20 protein-coding genes are annotated in these 22,532 nt (G+C 40.6%); 7 read left to right on the forward strand and 13 right to left on the reverse strand.

The window, feature by feature from the left end:
• Window positions 1–8: 8 nt before the first annotated feature.
• The 7 genes from J7E67_RS22960 to J7E67_RS22990 all read right to left on the reverse strand — a co-directional run bounded on the left by J7E67_RS22960 (window position 9) and on the right by J7E67_RS22990 (window position 10,037).
• The gene (locus J7E67_RS22960; protein ID WP_214715259.1) at window positions 9–1,583 is read right to left on the reverse strand and encodes a fatty acid--CoA ligase; all 1,575 of its coding nucleotides are present in this window, start codon (window positions 1,581–1,583) and stop codon (window positions 9–11) included.
• A gap of 138 nt (window positions 1,584–1,721) precedes the next feature.
• A complete protein-coding gene (locus J7E67_RS22965) occupies window positions 1,722–2,879 on the reverse strand; it encodes a thiolase family protein (RefSeq protein WP_214715257.1) in 1,158 nt (385 codons plus the stop codon).
• 14 nt (window positions 2,880–2,893) lie between these two features.
• A complete protein-coding gene (locus tag J7E67_RS22970) occupies window positions 2,894–4,039 on the reverse strand; it encodes an acyl-CoA dehydrogenase family protein (protein WP_214715256.1) in 1,146 nt (381 codons plus the stop codon).
• A gap of 210 nt (window positions 4,040–4,249) precedes the next feature.
• Complete coding sequence (locus J7E67_RS22975; RefSeq protein WP_214715255.1) at window positions 4,250–5,785, reverse strand: long-chain-fatty-acid--CoA ligase; 1,536 nt, start codon at window positions 5,783–5,785, stop codon at window positions 4,250–4,252.
• 175 nt (window positions 5,786–5,960) lie between these two features.
• Window positions 5,961–7,706, reverse strand: coding sequence for a sigma-54-dependent Fis family transcriptional regulator (locus J7E67_RS22980; RefSeq protein ID WP_214715254.1), 1,746 nt, complete (start codon window positions 7,704–7,706; stop codon window positions 5,961–5,963).
• A 131-nt stretch (window positions 7,707–7,837) separates the two neighbouring features.
• On the reverse strand, window positions 7,838–8,605 hold the full coding sequence (locus tag J7E67_RS22985; protein ID WP_214715253.1) for a 3-hydroxyacyl-CoA dehydrogenase: 768 nt from the start codon (window positions 8,603–8,605) through the stop codon (window positions 7,838–7,840).
• A gap of 223 nt (window positions 8,606–8,828) precedes the next feature.
• Window positions 8,829–10,037, reverse strand: coding sequence for an MFS transporter (locus tag J7E67_RS22990; RefSeq protein WP_251026937.1), 1,209 nt, complete (start codon window positions 10,035–10,037; stop codon window positions 8,829–8,831).
• A 250-nt stretch (window positions 10,038–10,287) separates the two neighbouring features.
• Between J7E67_RS22990 and J7E67_RS22995 the strand changes: the two genes are divergently transcribed.
• A complete protein-coding gene (locus J7E67_RS22995; protein ID WP_214715252.1) occupies window positions 10,288–11,244 on the forward strand; it encodes a D-2-hydroxyacid dehydrogenase in 957 nt (318 codons plus the stop codon).
• Between the two features lie 72 nt (window positions 11,245–11,316).
• Here the strand turns inward: J7E67_RS22995 and J7E67_RS23000 are convergent, their stop codons facing one another.
• From J7E67_RS23000 to J7E67_RS23010, 3 genes are all read right to left on the reverse strand, one after another.
• Window positions 11,317–12,543: an RtcB family protein gene (locus J7E67_RS23000; RefSeq protein WP_214715251.1), complete on the reverse strand. Its 1,227-nt coding sequence runs from the start codon at window positions 12,541–12,543 to the stop codon at window positions 11,317–11,319.
• A 112-nt stretch (window positions 12,544–12,655) separates the two neighbouring features.
• On the reverse strand, window positions 12,656–15,409 hold the full coding sequence (locus tag J7E67_RS23005) for a dynamin family protein (protein WP_214732890.1): 2,754 nt from the start codon (window positions 15,407–15,409) through the stop codon (window positions 12,656–12,658).
• Between the two features lie 325 nt (window positions 15,410–15,734).
• Window positions 15,735–17,414, reverse strand: coding sequence for an acyl-CoA dehydrogenase family protein (locus J7E67_RS23010; protein WP_214715248.1), 1,680 nt, complete (start codon window positions 17,412–17,414; stop codon window positions 15,735–15,737).
• A 157-nt stretch (window positions 17,415–17,571) separates the two neighbouring features.
• On the opposite strand from J7E67_RS23010, the gene J7E67_RS23015 reads away from it, so the two are divergent.
• Together J7E67_RS23015 and J7E67_RS23020 are read left to right on the forward strand one after the other, a co-directional pair.
• Window positions 17,572–18,078 carry a hypothetical protein gene (locus tag J7E67_RS23015; protein ID WP_214715247.1) on the forward strand — a complete coding sequence of 169 codons (507 nt, stop codon included), beginning with the start codon at window positions 17,572–17,574 and terminating at the stop codon, window positions 18,076–18,078.
• A gap of 17 nt (window positions 18,079–18,095) precedes the next feature.
• Window positions 18,096–18,362 (forward strand): zinc ribbon domain-containing protein, encoded by a 267-nt coding sequence (locus J7E67_RS23020; protein WP_214715246.1) that lies wholly within the window; start codon window positions 18,096–18,098, stop codon window positions 18,360–18,362.
• 31 nt (window positions 18,363–18,393) lie between these two features.
• Here J7E67_RS23020 and J7E67_RS23025 read toward each other — a convergent pair whose 3' ends face one another.
• From J7E67_RS23025 to J7E67_RS23035, 3 genes are all read right to left on the reverse strand, one after another.
• On the reverse strand, window positions 18,394–19,116 hold the full coding sequence (locus J7E67_RS23025) for an amino acid ABC transporter ATP-binding protein (protein ID WP_214715245.1): 723 nt from the start codon (window positions 19,114–19,116) through the stop codon (window positions 18,394–18,396).
• A complete protein-coding gene (locus tag J7E67_RS23030) occupies window positions 19,113–19,769 on the reverse strand; it encodes an amino acid ABC transporter permease (RefSeq protein ID WP_214715244.1) in 657 nt (218 codons plus the stop codon). Before J7E67_RS23030 ends, J7E67_RS23025 begins: the two co-directional genes overlap by 4 nt.
• Window positions 19,770–19,872: 103 nt before the next feature.
• Window positions 19,873–20,694 (reverse strand): basic amino acid ABC transporter substrate-binding protein, encoded by an 822-nt coding sequence (locus tag J7E67_RS23035; RefSeq protein ID WP_214715242.1) that lies wholly within the window; start codon window positions 20,692–20,694, stop codon window positions 19,873–19,875.
• A 260-nt stretch (window positions 20,695–20,954) separates the two neighbouring features.
• Here J7E67_RS23035 and J7E67_RS23040 point away from each other — a divergent pair, with 260 nt between their 5' ends.
• The 4 genes from J7E67_RS23040 to J7E67_RS23055 all read left to right on the forward strand — a co-directional run bounded on the left by J7E67_RS23040 (window position 20,955) and on the right by J7E67_RS23055 (window position 22,325).
• On the forward strand, window positions 20,955–21,338 hold the full coding sequence (locus tag J7E67_RS23040; RefSeq protein ID WP_214715240.1) for a hypothetical protein: 384 nt from the start codon (window positions 20,955–20,957) through the stop codon (window positions 21,336–21,338).
• A gap of 187 nt (window positions 21,339–21,525) precedes the next feature.
• Window positions 21,526–21,663, forward strand: coding sequence for a hypothetical protein (locus J7E67_RS23045; protein WP_166256179.1), 138 nt, complete (start codon window positions 21,526–21,528; stop codon window positions 21,661–21,663).
• Between the two features lie 37 nt (window positions 21,664–21,700).
• A complete protein-coding gene (locus J7E67_RS32370) occupies window positions 21,701–21,853 on the forward strand; it encodes a Fur-regulated basic protein FbpA (RefSeq protein WP_374197122.1) in 153 nt (50 codons plus the stop codon).
• Window positions 21,854–21,998: 145 nt separating this feature from the next.
• The gene (locus J7E67_RS23055) at window positions 21,999–22,325 is read left to right on the forward strand and encodes a MerR family transcriptional regulator (RefSeq protein WP_214715238.1); all 327 of its coding nucleotides are present in this window, start codon (window positions 21,999–22,001) and stop codon (window positions 22,323–22,325) included.
• Window positions 22,326–22,532 lie beyond the last annotated feature (207 nt).

Raw genomic sequence — 22,532 nt, forward strand, 5'->3', positions numbered from 1 at the left:
ACCCTCTTTTACGAATTTGTAGTACCTGGGGTAAATAGCTCCTCCAGTTGTTTTCTCAAGACAAATTTCATGATTTTCCCACTGGCATTTCGAGGCAGCGCTTCACAGAAAATGTATTTCCTCGGGCGTTTGTAATTGGCAAGCTGATTGCTGTTTTTGCAGTGTATATCCAGTTCTTCGTCAGTTACCTTCAGATCCTTTTTTACCACGAAGGCAGTTACAGTCTCGCCCCACCGATCATTTGGCTGGCCAACTACTGCCACGTCAAGGACACCTGGGTGGGCATGCAAGAGGTCTTCGACTTCCCTTGGATAGATATTTTCGCCGCCACTGATAATCATGTCATCGACACGGTCATTAACATAAAGGTAACCATCATTATCGAGATAGCCAATGTCTCCGGAATGGTACCAACCCTTATACAATGCTTTTTCTGTCGCTTCTGCTCGTTTGAAATAACCGGCCATCATACATGGTCCTTGAACAATTATCTCTCCGGTTTCACCTACTGGAACGACATCATCTGGATCCGAGGGGCCGTCTTCTCTAGTGCGAACAACCCGAATATCATGACTCAAGGCTGCTTGCCCTGCCGAACCTGCTTTCCTCAGTTGGTCCGTTTCTGATAGAAAAGTAATGGCTGGGCCCATTTCGGTCATTCCATAGGCTTGAATTAATGAGATTCCTAGGCTGTCATGGAGTGCATGAACGAGTGATGGAGCCATTGGCGCCGCACCATATAAACCAAGCTTCAGACTGGATAGATCATATTTGCTTAGGTCCTCTTGTAGGAGCATGTTCCACATGGTTGGCGCTGCAAAGAATTTCGTGATTTTTTCTTGTTCGATCAATTGGAGGATCGCCTTTGGATTGAATTGATGCAATATGACATTACTTGCTCCTGCATGAATCCTTGGCAGGAACGCACAATGGAGTTCAGCGCAATGAAACATTGGTGCAGTTACGAGACCAACGTCTTCCACTCTAAGTTTGCATGAGGCAATACAGAATACACTTTGGTCTACCATATTGCGGTGGGTGTGCATAACTCCTTTCGGTCTTCCCGTTGTCCCGCTGGTATAGATAAACGCATATAGATCGGTTTCCTTTACGTCCGCCTGAACGCCCTCGGTTGATGAAGCGGCCAGTTTTTCCTGATAACAAGCAGCATACGCTGGGGCCTCGTCATCAATAAACCAGAAGGAGGTCTTGTCGAAGCGATTGGCGATCGCTGACATAACAGGTTCCAATACTTTTTCAAAAAGAACAACCTTTGGGGTGGCATCAGAAAGAATATAGGCAACTTCTTCTTGCATCAAGCGAAAATTAATCGGATTGAAAATCGCACCAATTTTCGCACAGGCGAAAAATGCTGTCCCTAATTCTTCGGTATTAAACATGAAGGTGGAAACACGATCGCCTTTTTGAACGCCTTCTTTTAAGAGGGCATTGGCGAGCCGGTTTACTTGTTCGCTCCATTCCTTATAAGTAAACCGGACATTTTTTCTGACATCGTAAATGGCTTGTTTGTTCGGATACTTTTTCACCGTCAAATCAAAGATTTTCCCGATTGTCGTCGTCATTGAATCGCCTCCATTACTGAACTTTTTATGGTCTTTCGTATGTTTTGCTAGTTTATCAGCGTATCTTTATAGTTCATCAGCGAATTCCTGTGGCCAATCAGCGAATATTGATGGTCAACCAGCGAATCTAAATAACTCTTAGTTTAACCGCTCAATAATCGTCGCATTTGCCATTCCGTGGCCTTCGCACATGGTTTGCAATCCGTAGCGCCCGCCGGTCCGCTCAAGTTCGTGCATCATTGTCACCATTAAACGCGCCCCACTGCCGCCAAGCGGATGACCAAGGGCAATCGCTCCGCCAGTTGGATTTAGTTTTGCTGGGTCTGCACCAATCTCCTTCAGCCAAGCCAGCGGAACAGAGGCGAAGGCTTCATTGACTTCAAACACATCAATATCATCGATTGATAAGCCAGACTTTTCTAGTGCCTTTTGTGTAGCCGGAATTGGTCCTGTCAGCATCAAAGTTGGATCCGAGCCAACCACCACGCGTGTGTGAACACGGAAGCGCGGTTTTAGACCAAGCTCTTCTGCTTTTTCGCGCGACATGAGTAATAAGGCAGCTGCCCCGTCACTTATTTGGCTGGAGTTTCCGGCATGAATCACTCCATCCTCTTTAAAGGAAGTGCGGAGACCTGCCAATGCTTCTATAGAGGTTCCTTTTCTCGGACCAGAATCATCCTTGATGACAGTTGTTGTACCGTCAGGAAGCTTTACATCGATTGGGAAGATTTCTCTTGAAAAATAACCTTCCTCCTGTGCCTTAAGTGCTTTTTGATGACTTTCAAGGGAAAATTGATCCAGCGCTTCACGGGTAAAGCCATAGTTTTCCGCAATCCGCTCGGCCGACAATCCTTGATGAATCATTTCGTACTTTGACCTTAAATTTGGACTAAAAGGTTCCTCAGCCCCTTTGTAGTTTGAACCCATCGGAACACGGGACATGCTTTCAACACCGCCGGCGATCACAATGTCCATATCACCGGCAAGGATCGCTTGAGCAGCGAAATGCACAGCTTGTTGACTTGAGCCGCATTGGCGGTCTATTGTTGTCCCCGGGACTTCGATTGGGAAGCCGGCAATTAACGCAGCAACTCTTGCAATATCGCCTGCTTGCTCGCCGGCTTGGGTAACACAACCCCAAATAACGTCCTCCACAAGCGCTGGGTCGATCCCTGCTCGATTGACTAGTTCCTTTAATGTCAGGGCTGATAAGTCATCCGGACGGATATCTTTTAACACGCCATTTCTTCTTCCTACTGGTGTACGTACTCCTTCAACAATTACTACTTCACGCATAGTCATCTTCCTCTCTATAATCCTAGATTTTTCGCAATAATCGTTTTCATAATTTCATTGGTACCTGCGTAGATGCTGGAAACAGGAATATCACGGAATCGTCTCGCAATCTCATATTCTTCCATATATCCATAGCCGCCATGGAGCTGCATACACTCTGCGGCAATCTTCTTGGCGATATCGGTCAGCTTAAATTTCGCCATCGAGACCTTCGTTACTACGTTTTTCCCTTCAATATGCTCGGCAATTAATTGATCCAAAAAGGCTCTACCCATTTCAATATCGGTTGCCATTTCGACTATTTTAAATTGGGTGTTTTGAAACTGGCTGACTGGTTTTCCGAACGCTTCTCTGCTTTTTACATAGTCCATCGTCATTTTGAGCATGACTTCTGAGGCAGTTTGCGCCCCAATTGCGACAAGAAGCCGTTCTTGTTGGAGTTTTTCCATTAAATAAAGGAAACCATTACCTTCCTCCCCCAGCAGGTTTTCTTTCGGTACACGGCAATCTTCAAAGATTAATTCCGCTGTATCCTGGCAATGGAGACCGACTTTGTTTAACTTTCTTCCACGTGAAAAACCAGGGGCATCTCTCTCGATGACGAGGAGGCTAACACCTTTATGCTTTGGTACCGCATTTAGGTCCGTTTTAACAGCAACAACGATGATGTCCGATTGAATTCCATTGGTAATGAATGTCTTTTGTCCATTAACAATATAGTGGTCTCCATCCAATTTTGCCGTTGTTTTGATGTTGGCCAGGTCAGATCCTGTGCCCGGTTCTGTCATTGCAATCGCTGTAATAATTTCACCGGTAACACATTTCGGCAGCCAGCGCTGCTTTTGCTCTTCTGTCCCATAGGCGGTGATGTAGGGGACGACAATGTCATTGTGGAGGCCAATCCCAATTAAGCCTGAGCCCACTCGTTCCAACTCTTCATTAATGACGACCGCAAATCCCCAATCGACCTCACTGCCGCCATATTTTTCATCAATATCAGGGCAAAGAAACCCCTGCTCCCCCATCTTCTTCCAGAAGGAACGCGGAATCATCCGGTCCTCCTCCCACTGCTCATAAAAGGGATATGCTTCTTTGTCCAAAAACTTTCTCAATGACTTGCGAAAAATTTCATGATCTTCATTTAAGTATGGATGTTTCATGTTAAATTACCTCACTTTCAATTGGAAGCGCTTTCTATCTGTGTTTTTTTTATAATTCCTCAGCTTACTACATATTTTCTGATACTCACTACATATTATTGGGCACTTATGACATATTTTCAGATACTTACTACATATTATTGGGCACTTACTACCAATTTCACGATCTTTACGACATTTATTGGAAATTAATTTCCAACTATTGTTTTCTTAGTTCAATTTACCGCTTCCCACCTCTCTCATCTTCTGACGAAGCTGGTACTTCAATACTTTCCCAGAAGCGTTCCTCGGCAGCTGCTCTTCTATAAAAATTTGCCTTGGAACTTTATAGCCTGCTAGTTTTTGACGACAGAAGTTCTTCAATTCCCTCTCATCTATCACTGCACCTTCCCTTGGCACAATAATCGCACAGACTGCTTCTCCCCAAACCTCATCGGGCAAACCAATAATAGCCGCATCGAGGACGTCCGGATGTTCAAAAAGAATACCTTCAACCTCAACGGAGTAAACATTTTCTCCGCCTGATATAATCATGTCTTTTTTACGATCAACTAACGTGATATAACCTTCTTCATCAATCGTCGCTAAGTCTCCGGTATAGAGCCAGCCATTTTTCAAGGTGCTCTTCGTTTCTTCCGGCTTTTTATAATATTCCTTCATCACCATGTCACTGCGAACAATAAATTCACCGATCACTCCAGGTAATACATCATTACCTTCTTCATTGACAACCCTTGTTTCCGTCAAGAAAATAGGTTTCCCACCCTTGCCAAGGTGATGTTTATGTCCTTCTGGATCGAGGAGAATTCCTCCAGGCCCTGCTTCAGTTAGGCCGCAAAGGTTATAGAATTGATCGGTTTTAAAGAGCTGAATACTTTTTTTGACCAGTTCCGGTGCCATTGGCGCAGCCCCGTATCCGACTCTTTTAATAGAAGATAAATTATAATCTGCTGCATTGGGAACTTGGAGTAGAAAGTTATACATAGCTGGAACCGCAAAAAGATGGGTAATTTTATGTTCTTGAATCGCCTGGAGCGTTTTAACTGGATGAAAGTCGCGATGAATAATATGAGTAGCACCAAGTGCCACCCCAGAAATAAGGAACAAGTTTAACTGCGCTGAGTGAAACAGCGGTGCGAGGTGGAGAATTCGTTCATGCTGTCTAATCCCCATATTAATAACAACAGCAATCCCTACTTTAAAAATTTGACTATGATCAAAAAGAGCACCTTTAGGCTGGCCGGTTGTCCCCGATGTGTAGAGAATTTCTAAATCATCCTGCTCGGAAACCTCAACATCCGGCTCATTTAGATTATTGGATAAAATCCTTTCATACGAATGGTATCCAGTTATTTCTGCGTCACCAACTGTAATGACCAACCGGGTTTCCGTGCCTTGTTTGGCAGTTGTGATTATTTGTTCAAACTCCTTATCACACATAACGAAAGACGTATCGGATTGGTCTAAAATATAGTGAACCTCTGATGCAGTTAGACGAAAGTTAACAGGTACGGCAACGGCCCCAATTTTGGCAGCGGCAAAAAACGTAAAGACAAAGTAATCGGAATTCTTCATCATCATTGCCAGCTTGTCACCCTTATTTACCCCCTGGACCAATAAGCCGTTTGCCAGTCTATTTACTTCTTCATTAAATTGGCGATACGTATAACTTCGTCCTTCACATTCGATGGCTAGTATTTCAGGAAATTTGCGGGCATTTTGCGCTAAAAGGTTTCCGATATTCATATAAGAATCCTCCTTCAAAAAGACTTCCCTCAATATTCATGCAATTTTTGTGCCAGTTATTCAAAAAAACAATACGTAGGCCATCAGCCTGAAAAGCAGCAGCCTTAAATGACGATATGTTTTTCAAGCAAACACAAAATACAAAAAGGTGTCCATTTTTTGGACACTCTTCACCCTAGGTCGGCAGTTTGTATTTTTTGATTTTTTCATATAAACCGGATCGGCTGATTCCTAGTAATCTAGCCGCTTTTACTTTATTCCCTTGTACTTGTACTAATGCCTTTTTAATCGCTTCGAGTTCTGCGTTTTCGACAAGTGACACATTTAAAGAAGGCTCTACAACGGAAACCTGCTTCACTAAATAATCGGGAAGATCCTCCAATCTAATTTTCCCATTTTCCGCAAATGTCATGGCCCGTTCCATGACATTTCGCAGTTCACGGACATTTCCAGGCCAGGCATAATCTAACATCGCTCCTCTTGCCCTATCTTCGATACCAGTAATGCTAGTTCCTAAAATTTGATTCAATTCAATCATGAACCGCCCAATCAAATGATCAGTATCATACAGTCGATCGCGGAGTGGCGGGACATTTAATGAAATAACATTGAGACGATAATATAAATCCTCTCTAAAAAGACCCTCTTGGACCATTTCCTCAAGATTTCGATTGGTGGCAGCAATGATTCTGACATCAACCTGAATTCTTACCGTACCGCCAACCCGGTAGAACTCTCTTTCCTGAAGCACGCGCAGCAGCTTGGCCTGCAATGAGAGTGACATGTCCCCTACCTCATCAAGGAAGAGCGTTCCACCATTAGCCAAATCAAACTTTCCAAGTTTTCCTTTTTGTCTCGCACCCGTAAAGGCCCCTTCGTCATAGCCAAAAAACTCTGATTCTAGCAAATCCTCTGGTATCGCTGCACAATTCACCACAATAAACTTTCCTGTATTTCTTGCACTGCTATTATGAATTGCTTGAGCAAACAATTCTTTACCCGTTCCACTTTCACCACGGATAAGAATAGTTGACCTTCCTTTTGCCGCTTTGGCCGCACTTTTTTTCAACTTTTCCATATATGGATCAACGGTTAATAGGTGATCCCAAGTAAACCTGGCTGACTCTGACTTCTGGAATTGCTGATGATAAAAACTCGCCTTATTTTCCGCTTTCTGTAACTTTTTGAATAACTCGCTGACCTCATTTAATTGTCTAAACACGACCTTGCCAATAGCTCCAATGATTCTTCCATTCTCTTGAATGGGAATTCGGTGGACGATATATTTAATACCATTGATTTCTAAAAATTCGCTAACCTCAGCGGTTTCTGATTGATAAACATTGTCTAATTGTAATTCCGGTAATACTTTCGCAACGGGATGGTATAGAACTGCTTCCAGTTGAAGATTAAATAATTCGAGTAGAGGAGGACTGACCATCAGGATGTTTTTCTTTTCATCCGTCATGACAATCCCGTCATAGGCATGGTCTAAAGCTGTTTCTAATGTCCTTTTTAAGGTTTTTACTGTTTTTAACTCTTGTGAGGTTTGCAGCAGTGACATGACCATATCTGTTTTCGTGAGGATTCCTACGACCTGGTCATGTTCATCGATGATCACACCGGTGCCAACCTGACTGTTTTTGACAATCAATTCGATTTTTTCATATGGGGTATTAATGGGCAGTGTTTTAACCTGAGCTTTTATGTATTTTTTGATAGGAGTGGTTAGGGGTTTCTCGTCCAAAACCATTTGAAACAAACTGCTTCGGGTAAAAACGCCAACTAGTTTTCTACCAACATCCGATACAGGAAGCAGGTTCCACTTCTTTTTGTTCATCAGACTGATGGCTTCAACTAGTGTCGTATTTTCGGTAACTATACAATCGACTGGCGTAATAAGCTCTTTAATTTGGAGCATTTCGTTACCCCCTTTTATTCATATCTTTATTGTAACAAAAAAGAGGGATATTTTTGAATATTTTAACAATACTTCTGATCATTCCATACGAACGAAAAAGAGAAGGGCTTATGCCTTCCCCAACTTCACCTTTATTTCGGCTGCATTCTTATTGCCCCATCAAGCCTAAGTGTTTCTCCATTTAACATTGGATTTTCAATGATGCTTTGAACTAGTTGTGCGTATTCACTCGGGAATCCTAGTCTTGACGGGAACGGCACCATCTTTCCAAGTGAATCTTTCGCCTCTTGTGGAAGAGTATCAAACATCGGTGTATGGAAAAGTCCAGGAGCAATGGTCATCACACGAATTCCGTAGCGAGCAAGCTCTCTTGCAATCGGCAGAGTCATTCCGACAATTCCACCTTTCGAGGCACTATAAGCGGCCTGGCCAATTTGTCCGTCATAAGCAGCAACAGAAGCAGTATTAATAATCACACCTCTTTCACCCTGTTCATTCACTTTATTACTGATCATCTTCTCAGCAGCGATCCGTATCACATTGAAAGTACCGATTAAATTCACATGAATGACTTTTGAAAAAAGTGAAAGATTATGCACGCCATTTCTGCCAAGCACTTTCTCCGCAATCCCAATCCCTGCACAGTTCACTACGGTATTCACTCCACCCATAAACGCAGCAGCTTTACTAACTGCTTCCTGAATGTCTTCATCTATAGTGACATCTGCTTTTAAAAATAAAACGGCTTCACCAAGTTCGTTTTGGAGACGTAAACCATTTTCTTCCGATTGGTCAAAAATAACAGCTTTTCCTCCGTTTTGAACAATGTTACGGATGGTTGCCTCTCCAAGCCCTGAGGCACCGCCGGTAACAATCGCACGACAAGTTTGAATTTGCATAGTTTATACCTCCTATTAGGATTTCCTATGATTCTATGATGCAAGTATTATGCCAAAGAGAAAAACTCTAGAATACTAGTCATTTACTGTTGACCTTTAATGAATGTGTTTTAGGTATGGACATCTTTTCCAGAAAAGTGAACATTTACTGAACAGTTTTATAAAGTTGTAAATGAAATTGCTCCCAGGCTGGATTAAAACATAAAAAAGGTCAGGACCTCATTTAATATGATGTCCTGACCTTTTCCTTTGCTACTTCGTCTTTTAACGACGCTCGTTTTCTTCTTTCCATTATTACAACTAAAACAATAGCTGCTATGAGAAAAAGACTAGCGATACGAAAGATAGATGCCGTCCCAACAAACTGGGCGAGCACCCCAAAAATAAGACCGCTTAGCCCAATCCCCAAATCAATCGACGAAAAGATCATCCCGTTGGCCACACCTCGTCGATGTGCAGGTGTCATGAGTAAGGCCCAAGATTGCAGCGTTGGTATCAAGCAACCGAATCCGATACCGAATAATGCACCTGAAATGGCAATAAATAAGCTGGAATGTGCAAAAGAGAGTACCCATATGCCAACAAATGTAGCGAATGTACAGAACAATACAAGTCCTATTGGGCCCTTCTCATCAAACCATCTCCCTGCAAATGGTCTGCCCAATGTGGCCATCACCGCATTAAAAATATAAAATAAAAAGATCTGCTCAATGCCACGCTCTTCACCAAAAATGACAATAAATGTGACCACCGATCCGTAACCTAAATTGATGATAATCGTGATAAATGCTGGAAACCAACTTGATTTTTCAACCAGTGAACCTAGATAGGAAAATTTCAATTCTTCTTTTCTAGTATTTATCACTGCTTTAGGAGTTTGATACTTTACAGCAGTAAGTAAAATGATCGAGATAACCCCTAATATCGCTGAAAAATAAATTAGATTCGTGAAAGAAGTAATATTGTAAACAAATATTCCTACACTAGGGGCAATAATGTATGCAATTGTCATCGAAAGTCCGAAATAGCCCATCCCTTCACCGAGCCGTGAATTTGGAATCACATCAACCGCCGCTGTGCCATTTACAGTTGTTGACCAGCCCCAGGCAAGACCATGGACAAAACGGAATAATAGAAAAATCACCACAACCTGTGAAACAGGATAAAGAATCGTGACCATTAAAAGCATAATTGCTCCTATTAAAACTAGTGCTTTTCTAGGCTTATACTCAAGCATAAAGCCGATAAACGGCCGGCTAATGACAGCGCCAATCGAAAACAATGCCGTCACTAGGCCGATCTCCAGCCCCGAGGCCCCAATGGATTTTATATATGGCGGCAGTGTGGGAATAAGCATTTGAAATGACATAAACACAAACAGATTTCCCACCATGAGCATAATAAACGACTTCGTCCACAAACGCTCTTTCAAACAATCCCCTCCCTTCACTCCAATAAAAAAGAATCTTCACACTGAAGATCCGCTTACTTATATTTACTTCGTATTTCTAAATAATAGCACAGAAGATGGAAAAAGAATATTTGGATATCAGATAGTTTTATAAAATTTGTTGGTTTCTTCGGATTAGTGTCCGACTAGTAAACAAAAACCTTATCAATTTTTTTGATTTCCGTTATCATTAAATAAAGAAAACATTGTTAAATTGGAGGAATCCCCACTTATGAAAAAAATGGTTATCACCCGTAATATTGATCAAGATTACATAACACAAATCAATGCGATGATACCTGATTGGGAATTGATTGTAGGCAAGGATAAAAATATTTGGCAAGAGCATCTAAAGGACGCGGAAATCATCGCTGGCTGGCATAATGGGATAGAAGAATACTGCCTCGCTCCATATTCCAAGCTGAAGTGGCTCCAATCATGGAGTGCCGGTGTTGATTACCTGCCGCTTGAAGAGATGGATTCTAGAAACATTTACTTGACTAGTGCTAATGGCGTCCATGCCTATCCGATTTCTGAGACTATTTTTGCATTAATGCTTGGCTTAACACGAAAAATCCATACCTATGTTAAAAACCAACAGAAGAAAACTTGGCATCATGCCCATATGGGACTAGAAATACATGAAAAAACCATTGGAATTATCGGCGTCGGTACCATTGGGAAAGAAACAGCGAAAATCGCTAAAGCATTTGGCATGCACGTCCTTGGAGTCAGGCACTCTGGAAAGCCAGAGGACTATGTGGATGAAATGTATACTCCAGACCAATTAGATCAGCTGCTGCCAAAATGTGATTATGTTGTGGTTACATTACCGCTCACAAAGGAAACGAATCAAATGTTTGGCGCAGAACAATTTAAGCAAATGAAGACGTCCGCATTCTTTATGAATATCGGCCGTGGGGAGATTGTCGTGGAAGCTGACCTTATCCAGGCATTAAAGGAAGGAACAATCGCGGGAGCAGGACTCGATGTGTTTGAAACAGAACCGTTGAGTCCGGAAAGTCCGTTATGGGAGATGGAAAATGTAATCATCACCCCCCACACTTCTGGGTCAACCGATCACTATAATCAGCGGGTCATTGAAAACATATTGATCCCTAACTTAAAAGAATATCTTTCTAGTAATATCCCATCGATTAATCTTGTTAATTTTTCAAAAGGATATTAATACAGGAGTACAGAAATTATTGAAAAAAGAAAAGAGAGAGACTATTTTTACAGTCTCTCTCTCCCAAATCTATCATTTTTTAAATCTTCCAGGTGTGAACTTTTCACTGGCTTTAAAGTTATAAACCGGTTTAATGAAACCTGCAATCTCAACAGTTTCTTCTACCTTTTCTAAAATTTCATTCATTGACTTATAGGCCATTGGCGCTTCATCTAAGGTTTCTTCCGAAACAGACGTCGTCCACACGCCCTCCATTGTTTTATGAAAATCGTCCATATTGAGAGTTTTCATTGCTTTCGTGCGGCTCAATACGCGACCCGCACCATGCGGAGCAGAATAATTCCATTCATCGTTCCCTTTACCGACTGCTAGAATCGACCCGTCTCTCATATTAATCGGAATAATAAGACGTTCGCCTTTTTGCGCGGACACGGCCCCTTTTCGTAAAATCAGGTTCTCCGTGTCGATATAATTGTGTACCGTATCGAAGCGGTCCTGCTCCTCTAGTCCCATATTTTCCGTGATCGCTCTTGCAATTTCTTCGCGGTTAGCTTTTGCAAATGCTTGAGCTAACTTCATATCATGCATATAGTTATGAAAATCCTCGCCTTCTAAATACGCTAAATCATTCGGAATAACGGGATTCTTTTCTTTATAGCTTTTAATCATTGCTTCGATTTCTTTTTGACGTCCTTCCGCCTTTAATTGGTCAATGATATCAGTTAAATCCTGCTGACGAAGTTTTGAGATAGCTACCTTTTGGTAGTAGGTGGCAATCTTCGCCCCAACATAGCGGCTGCCAGTGTGGATGGTTAAATAGTGATAGCCATTGGTATCAACTGAGACCTCAATAAAATGGTTCCCTCCGCCTAATGTACCTAAGCTATAAAGGCTTCTATTTTCACTCAATATGTGATCTGCTTCAAATTCTTGAATGGCGGGAAAACTAGTATTAATAAACCTGACTGTCTCCTCTGTATGAAGCTCCTGCCCACTTGGGACATACGTACGGATCACTTGATCAAGTTTATTAAAATCAATTTTTTGATCCTGAAGTTTGACGGTTAACACGCCGCAGCCGACATCTACACCCACTAGATTTGGGACGACCTTATCCTTTAGCTGAATGGTTGTTCCAATCACACAACCCTTTCCGGCGTGATAGTCTGGCATAATACTAATCTTTGTATCCTTTAAAAAAGCTTGATTACATAGCTCTTGGATTTGCTCTAGGGCTGTTTCCTGAGGATAGTTCGAAAAAACACAAGCCTCTGTTTGTGCACCCGTTACTTTAATCACTCGTTTTCCCTCCTTCAAAACAGATTACCCATAGGCTACCATTTTTTTGACATTTGGGCAACGCAATTTCATAAAAAAGGAAGATGCCTCGGACACCTTCCCTTTTCAAATATTAATAGACGGTTTGCATGCCTTTTCCTGCCACCGTCATCCACTCAAACTGACGCAATCTAACTTCAAATAGTGTCAACGGATCGCGGAACATTTCTGGATTGGTATTCATATTCGTAAGCATTTCTTGGTTTGATTGAATTCCTGATCTTGCTTCCTCCACTGAACGATTTAACAGATTCAATGGACTCTTGAAAAATAGGGTAACATCTCGCTCCAGTGATTTTTCAAACAGCTCAAATTGCTGGAAAAACTGTTGCTTGACGGCAGAAATCGCTTCGATATACTCCTCATTTTCTACAAATGATTTGTATTTGTTAAAAAGCGGTGCTTTATTTTGTGTCATGGCACCAAACAGCTTACCAGCGCTTTTTAATAAAAATTGAGACGGGGTTCTGCGCAGCAGAATATTGACAGTTTCCAACTGAAAGCGACTTGTCATCCGGTCAGTATCACGGTGCCAATCATCGAGCACTTTAAAATCGCAATCAAGGCTGAGGCGTTCTTCCCCATACATGTGATTAAAGCCTTCACCTATTTCATTCAAGAATTCCTGCCCTTGCACGAACTCCTCTTTGCATCCCTCAATCCATTCTTGGAGCAAGTGGTAATATTTTGGCATGACCGTCTGATCTAGGTATACTTCCAGTCTTTTGTTCATCTCATCATTAAGTTCTAAGTGAATCTTGCTAAAATTACTGTCTTCTTTAATGAAAGAGGAACACTCTTGAAGCATCTTTGGAACAGACTCTGATATATCCTTTTCAATTGAAGCTTTGATGGCACCGTAGGACTGCACCACTGCTTTTGTTTTTTGGGTCTCCGTATCCTTCAGTTGATTTACTGCCCCCGTTAACTTCTGCAGCATTTCTTCATTCCAACGTACGGATTCTACCAATTGATTTTCAACATCAATCCGTTTTTGCATAAGGCTGGCAATCGTGGTCCGAATATAGAACAACAGCTTTGCCAACCGCTTATCTTCAATGTTTCTCATATTTTTAATGGATTGGATAAACTCTTTTAAGTCCTTAAGCTGCTGACTGCTTTCATATTGCGATGAAAAAGCAAACACGAAAGCATCCGGTAAATAGGATTGAATCCTCGCCCTAGTTTCATCGAAAACTCTTATCGCTTCCTGCTCATTTACAAGCGTATCGGTCTTACTCAATAGAAAATGAACTGGAATATCAGGAGCTAACTCTTGAATCTTTGCAAGCACTGACCTTTCTTTATCCGTAAACGGTGCATTTGCATCGAGCACAAAGAGGACGGTATCTGCCAATTGCAGATTCTTCAATACTTCATAGGAATCATTATAGTTTCCTTTTAGGCCAGGGGTATCAATTAGAGCAACCTTATTTTCCTGCAAAAAGGCGTTCGGACGCCTAAATTCAATCATAGATTCCAACGCATTACGGCGTCGGTCCATTCGTTCTTGAAAATCAGAAAAACCAGATAAACGAGTCTTCTCTCGATCAGTAATTTCTATGATTTCTTCTTCAGCAGAATCTTTAAACATGACCACAGAAGAGGTTGGGCTGTCCTGTAAATCCTCTCCAAGAACCAAATTAACAAAAGTCGATTTTCCACTTCCGCTTAACCCGGTAATTAATAGATGTTGTTTGTCAAAATCGACTAATTGCTCAACAATCCATTTTACTCGATTATTCTCGCCCATCTCATTTGATTGGGCCCAATTCGTAATAGCATCAAATAGTGTCAGGCACTCCTCTAATTCGTCCATATCAGTTTCCGTAATGCTGATCAGTTTTTCAGCCTCACTAACGATAGACATACTTATGCTTGCTGGAAAAAGCTCATTCCATGAGAGCACGGCAGCTGCTGCAAGCACGGTATCTTTACGATCGGCAAGTCGTAACCAATTTGTTAGGAAGTCTGGAATAAAATCCTGCAGACTTTTAATGAAATACCTTCCATCAATTATGTTGAAAAATGCTTCCTTATGGAGGCCTGAAAGTACAGATAAGTTTCTATCCCGACTGATTTCAAGGTTTAATAACAAATGGTTCATTTCTCTTATCCAAGTAAAATACGATTCTTCATTCTTATAGCTGTCCCAAAGGGCGGAAATAAGCATCTCAAATTTTTGTTTATTCAGACTAAACACTTCAAGTAAAGCCTGTGAAAAATAACTCGGCGCATGACTTCTAGCCACACCATTTTCCACATAGGTAATGATCATATCGTACCAGTCTAATGATTCCGTCCGTTTTGCCTCGTTTACTGCTAGTTCAATTGCATGATTCCAATCCTGCTGCTCTTCAAAAAAAGTACGGGCGATTTCCGTTACATTTGGATAATCTGGATTTGCAGCAATTGTTTTTTTAATCACCGACAAGGCCAAGTCGAGCTTATCTCGCTCTATATACAACGAAAATAACTGTAAGGCCACTTCCGTATTTAGGGTGAGATTATTGGTTTGAATTGCACAATAAAGGTCTTCAGCAGTCGATAATAAACCTAACTCATAATATGCATCCGCAGTATTTTTCTTTGCCCAGGGTTCAAGTTCATTGATTATATTCTCCCATTTAAAAATGGCAGCCTCATAATCTTTATGATGGAAGTACACTTCCCCCTGCGCAAAGCGAATAGACGATAAATCAGGCAGGTCCTTTAGCGCTTCCTCCTGAAACAGTTCACCAAGCACCTGGATCGGATGAATATTTTCATGTTCATTAATGAACATTTCATAATACGTTTTCTGTTTTAATTGCGTCTCTAATGTCATATCTTTCCCTCCAATTACACCACTCTCTGTCATTCATATGGAAAAGAGGCCTAATTATTCTATATACTATTCGACGGATTTTCTGATTATAAGTCCTAATTATACGATTCTACCAGAGCAATTTTTTAAAAGGATGTCATTTGTATTTCATTTTGGAGACAAAGAAAAATAATTAATGACACTTACTACATATTTTACGAAACTTACGACATTTGCTGGATATCATTGGAAATAGATTGATTATTAAACGTAAAATGAATTCTTATTTTCAAATCAAACTAAAAAAATAAGCCCACCATGAAATGGCAAGCTTCATAGAGTTCACTTATCTGACTGATAAAGGTTTCTCACTCTTTGAATTCAAAACAATTTCCGAAAAGTATTCGACTGTCCTCATTTCTTCATTAAACAAGTAAGAAGACTTCCACGTCTCCTCTAAAAATACCTCCATTACTATGATGGCACGGCGGTCACCGCTTGCTGCCTGTTCAAGCGCGACAATACTCTCAAAAATTTTCACCATAAGTTCGGCCGCCTTTTTCGAGTGAAAGGTTTTATGATCTGCGGATGCCGTACGTAATGATTTCGATAGGTTCTGCAATTGAATTAATTTATTTTCAACCAAATAAGTCCATTCGGATGGCAAATGGGCAGCTCCCCGTAAGCGTTGACTCATCTCTTCTAAAAACAGCTCTTCTGCCTTATACTTCTCGATTAAACGCAGAACCTCCAACCCGAGAATATTGGCCGTTCCTTCCCAGACAGTCAGGACTTGAGCGTCCCGCAATAGTCTAGGGGTGACGAAGTCTTCAATATAACCATTTCCGCCGTGCATTTCTATCGCTTCATGTGCATAATGAATCGCTTGTTCTGCCGTTTCTTTTTTCAAAAGGGCGATGTAGAGACGATTGAGAATGGCCTCCTTTTGACTTGCTTGATTATTCATAACGCGCTCAAATAAAGGAAGATAGCTAAAAACGGTGCGGGTTTCAATTTCCAGCTTTACCGCAAGCCGTGTCAGCGTGTCCTTGATCATTGGATAGTTTGCGAGCTTACTTCCGAACGCATCCCTTTTTAAAGAATATTCCTTTGCTTCATAATAGGCTCTTCTCATAATTCCTAATGAGGCAACGGCATTGCAGACTCTTGATAGATTTAGAGCTTCCATCATATAGTAAAAACCTTTCGCTGGATCGCCCACTACAAAGGCATCTGAGGCATCAAATTCCACCTCAGCAGAAGGGACTGCCCTGACACCAAGTTTATCTTTTAAACGGCGAATACGAATCCCATTAAGTGTTCCGTCCTGGTTTCGCCATGGCACTGCAAATAGAGTCAGTCCCTTCGTTCCTGATGGTGCACCTTCTTTCCGCGCTAAAACCATAGCGACCCCGCACATACCGGCATTGGAGGCAAAGTACTTTTCTCCATAAAGTTTGAAATGATCTCCTTCTTCAACAGCTTTCGTCTCATTCGCACCGACATCGGAGCCTCCTTGACGCTCTGTTAAAAATGTAGCACCCTCATAGTGTGGAACTTCACCTGTTGAGAGGACATGCGGCAAAAATTGCTCCTTCATTTCTTTAGAAGCATATTGGTTAAGTAAATAAGCAGTAGCCATCGACAATGTGACTGGACAGTAAAATCCAGGCTCTGTTTGCGAGAGAAGATACCCTTGTGCATAAGAATATATGTAATTTCCTTTTTCCCCGAGTTCTGGAATTTCTTTATGAACATAACCAACTATTCCAGTATTGTAAGTTTCTTCAACGGTTCTTCTGTAGCCCTCGTTCACCCATACTTCAGAAATATCTTCACCATAGGCATCATATCTGTTTAAGCGCGGCTGTCCTTCCCGGTCCGTAAACCTTGCCCGATCATCGATAGCAGTTGCACATTTCTCACCAAAGACAGTTAACTCCTTGTCTGCATATTCAAAAAAGGGTTGATCGAGTAGCTCTTTAAGCAGTGATTGAAAATGTATATCATCTTTGTAAAAATTCATCAAAAAACCTCCTTATTAATTTTCAGAATAATCAATAAATAAAGTATACCACTTTCTAATTCAGTTAAAAATATGTTTAAGTTAAATTTGGACATTCTTTCTTTTTCATCCACTTTCAAAGTATAATTGGTTCAAATACATAAAGGGGAAATCTAAGTTGGAAAAGGAACAAGCTATATTTTTAGCTAACTGTATCGAGTCCTCTAATTCATCGACCTATGAGATTAAAAAACTTGAAATTACGGGTGGAAGCCTCCAAAAGTTTCATCAATGGACTAATGGAAAACCAACGTTAGCAGCATATGAGGTAACCAGGCCAGATAGCGATACGGGTTATTATTTTTTATTCATCGATTGGCATCGTAATGACAACTATTATTTAGTCATTTATGCACATGATCGGTCCACAACCTGCGCAGAGATACGACAAATCCAAGAAATTGATGGGGTGCCCCATATTGTCTGGGCTTACAAACCTTTTAAACGAGACGGAAAAAATGATCAAAGAAAGGCCTATTTTAAACAAATGTTTGGTTCAACAACCGTTCAAATCAAACTGCCTTCTACATTACTTGATATCGAAGTATTTTTGGAACAATTATTTAAACTGTGTCAAAACCGGCTAAAAGCAGACCGGATTGTGGATGTTTTTGACTTTGAATAAAGAATGGGGTGATAGAAATGACCAGCTATAAAAACTGTCAAAGCTGTGGAATGCCGTTAGCAAAAGATGAGCTTGGGGGCGGGACAGAAAAGGACGGAACGAAAAGCACCAAGTACTGCAGCCACTGCTATATGAACGGAGAATTCACTTTACCTCATATTAGAGTTGACGAAATGAAAGAAAGAGTAAAACAAAAGATTGTTGAATTTGGGATGCCGAAGTTTATTGCGGGGATGTTTACAAGAAACATTCCGAAGCTGGAAAGATGGCATTCGAGGAATTAACAAAAAGGAGGCTTTGAGCCTCCCTTTTCTCTTATAAAACCTTACTTAAAAACGCCTTTGTTCGCTCTTCCTTCGGATGATCAAATAATTCGTTCGGAACATTTTCTTCGACAATCAATCCGCCATCCATAAATATAACCCGATCGCCAACTTCTTTGGCAAAGCCCATTTCATGTGTCACGACCACCATCGTCATACCTTCTTTAGCTAGGTCCTTCATAACCTCAAGTACCTCACCAACCATTTCAGGGTCGAGTGCAGACGTTGGTTCATCAAAAAGCATGATTTTCGGCTCCATTGCTAGCGCCCTTGCAATCGCAACCCGCTGCTTTTGCCCTCCGGATAAAGAATCGGGATAGGCATCTGCCTTATCCTCTAATCCAACTTTCCGTAAAAGTTCCAAACCCTTAGCTCTCGCTTTTTCCTTTGGAATATTTCTTACTTTCATTGGTGCAAGCATAATATTTTCAATCACTTTTTTATGCGGAAAAAGATTGAATTGCTGAAAAACCATTCCCACTTCTGTACGTACTTTATTGATATCTGTTTTTTTGTCCGTCAAATCGATTCCTTCAATTAAGACATGACCACCTGTAATGGTTTCCAGCATATTAATACAGCGAAGAAACGTCGATTTTCCAGAACCCGAAGGTCCAATTACTACGACGACTTCTTGATTCTTGACTGTAACATTGATGTCCTTGAGGACCTCGTTTTTGCCAAAGGATTTTTTTAAATTCTTTACCTGAATCATTCGGTTGCCAACCTCCTTTCAAGAAGATTTAACAGGAAGCTTAAGGAAAGTGTTAACACAAGATAAATAACTGCGGCCGCAAGATACGGTTCCCAGACTCGGAAATACTGTCCCTGCATGGCTCGTCCCCAATACATAAGTTCAGGGGTTGCAATAAGAGCCGCTAGCGATGACTCTTTTATTAAGACGATAAATTCATTTCCAAGCGGTGGAATCATTCGTTTAAAGGATTGCGGGAGGATGATATACCGCATAGCTTGTACATGATTCATCCCTAAAGAGCGAGCTGCCTCCATCTGGCCCCGATCAATCGATTGAATTCCAGCGCGGAAGATTTCAGCGATATATGCCGCAGCGTTTAATGAGAGAGTAAGAATTGCAGCTAAAATGGGACTTGTTTTCCCAAGAAAAAGAGGTACGACGGCAAAATGGATTAATAATATTTGAACGAGTAATGGTGTACCTCGAAAAAAGGTAATGTAAATGGTAAAAGGCCAGGCGAGGAGCTTATTTTTCATTATTTTCCCTAATCCGATGAATAAGCCAAGAATGGTACCAATCAAAATGCTAGCGATTGAAAGCCCAATGGTTAGTAATGTTCCTTTAAGAAAAAAAGGAGCATATTCAACTAAAATATCCCAACGAAAATCCATACTTTAAATCCCCCTATTAAACTACCAGCTAATTATTCGAAGCTAACTAGCAAAAATTGCGTAACTGCTTGGTTAAGAGTTACGCAATTTTATTCAGCGATGTTTACTGCTGATCTTTTAAGATTTGTGTATCGGGTTCTACTTTAAACCACTTCTTGTATACTTCTGCATACGTTCCGTTTTCAATAACCGCATTCACAGCCTTATCAAAGTCTGCTTTAATCTTGCTTCCCTTTGGAAACATTAGTCCGTAAAATTCCTTAGCAAAAGCAGCTGAATCTTCAATGACAACAAAATTATCTTTCGGGTTGTTTTTTGCATATTGCTCGATAACTGTGTTATCAGCAACTACAGCATCTGCTCCGCCGCTTTTTAGTTCTAAGATTGCTAGGTTATTATTTTCAAACTTTTTGATTTTATCGCTATTTTTGCCTAAAAGACCTTCAACTGCTTCTTGTCCAGTTGTTGCATTTTGAACGGCTACCGTTTTATTATTCTTTAAATCTGCTGCACTCTTAATATCACTATCTTTTGGAACTAAGATTTTATTGGTTGATAAAAAGTAAGGTACTGAAAAATCATAGGTTTGTTTTCTTTCATCGTTGATGGTGATAGCGGAAAGTCCAATGTCAGCGATTTTCTTATCTAATTCAACGAAAATCGGATCCCAGCCAACATGCTCCACCTTAATTTTATAACCAGCTTCTTTTGCCACTACATTGATAAAATCGATATCAAAACCGACAACTTCCCCTTTATCCTGGTATTCAAACGGTGCATAGGCGGCATCTGTTACCACACGCAATGTCTTCTTTTCCCCGTCTCCCCCAGTTGTTGTGCTTGTACTCTTACTCGTTCCACAAGCTGAAAGAACTAAGAGTAGTGCTACCATTAATACAGTTGAAAATAGTTTAAATTTCTTCATTTGTTCAGACCTCCAATGTTTTTTTATAAAAATAATTATTGTGAGAATTGATAATATTTTGAATATACATGATTATAACCTGTTTTGACTTTATATTCAATATTTTAAATATTTTACTATATTAATACTGTAATAACCTGAAGTGTTTAGCATCGTAGAATAATGACTTATAACTTTCCTCTGCAATGGGCATTCGCCGTTACACCTCCTTTACACCTTCATAATCTATAGGGTATTTACCACATAAGGAGAGATGCCCAATGAATCCGTATGGTTATTATCAAATGCCACAAATGCCGGTTGATTATAATGCCTATGTACAACCAGAACAAATGAATTACTATGGTCAACCAGAACAATTTATTTCCTATGATCAACAAGAGCAAATGAATCCCTATGCTCCAGCAGAGCCATTTAATCCCTATCTTCAACCTGAACAATATGACCCAGCAAGGCAGCCACAGCAGGTTGAGCGCAGACTGAATCAACTGGAGAGGGCGAATGAGCGTCAAGAAAGAGAGATCAATCAACTACAACGCCAAGTAGCCCAAATCGACCGAAGACTCCAACGCATTAATCAACGCCTTCGTGCAGTTGAAAGAAGATTTAATTTCCCATTCACACCATTTGATGGAGAATACTAAGAGAAACTTTAAGGACCGGGCATGCGCCCGGTTCTTTTTATTCCCCAAGCATACATAGTCAGATTCTTTTACCCAATCTTGGATGACGATTTAAAATTCCTGTCAGTTTATCTAACAAAACCACTGACAAGAACCAAAAATTCAGTTAACTTTTCATTATAAACAAGGAAAGAAAGGAGGATTTCAAATGTATCGAAGAAATGATATAAAACTAGCTGAAAGAATCCTTCAATTAGATAAATTAAGAGATGAGTTGTATGAAGAACTCATGAAAACAATGGGATCTCAGGCGAATGAGCTTTTAAGAAGACTCCAAAATTATTAATTTCAGTTTGAAGGGGTGATGAAAGTTGGCCACTCATTTGCGTAAAGGACTCGAACGCCTTAGGCAGTTTTATATTATGAAGTTGTTAGACTCAGGCATTTCTGATTCTTCTGACCACGAGCTTTACTCTCTTACCTTCAATGAACTGGAAAGCCTATACAAAAAAATATTTTCCCCAACAAAATCATGACGAATGTACTCCATAGAACTTCTTCTGGTAAACAAGCAAAATAGTATGAATACCCAGTCCAATGTAAGAAAATCTAACATATAATATCATGTAATTAACAAATTGATTAATTATTGTAAACAATAGGGTGTGGTGAGAAACAAAAATGGGAAAAGACATATCATATAAAGATAAAAAAGTTATTACAATCGGGATTGTTCGGGACCTCACCGGTCTCTCCGAACGACAAATACGGTATTATGAAGAACGAAAGCTTATTTTTCCTGAAAGGTCTGCCGGAGGAAGCCGCAAATTTTCATTTTCAGATGTTGAACTACTGATGGACATTGCCAATAAAATTGAAGACGGCATTCAAACACATGATATTAGGAAAGAAATGCTTCGTGAACAAAAGAAACACAACCAAGAAGATGTACGCAGACAGATGATCCAAGGACAATTAAACGCCCAATTTGGTATCCGGAAAAAGTAAGGAGTTCACCCTTCAGTCCCATTCCTTCTATAAGGAATGGGCTTTTTCATTCCTTTATCTCTTATAACCTCTTACTTTCCCTAGCTCCAGTTAACGAACTACATAGGATGATTAACCACTTTTAAAAACCATGTAAGATTATCTTCCAGACTTATAGAAAATGATTCAGAATCATGTAAGAATACTAGCATACCGAATGTTAAGAAA

Source organism: Bacillus sp. ISL-46 (assembly GCF_018613205.1).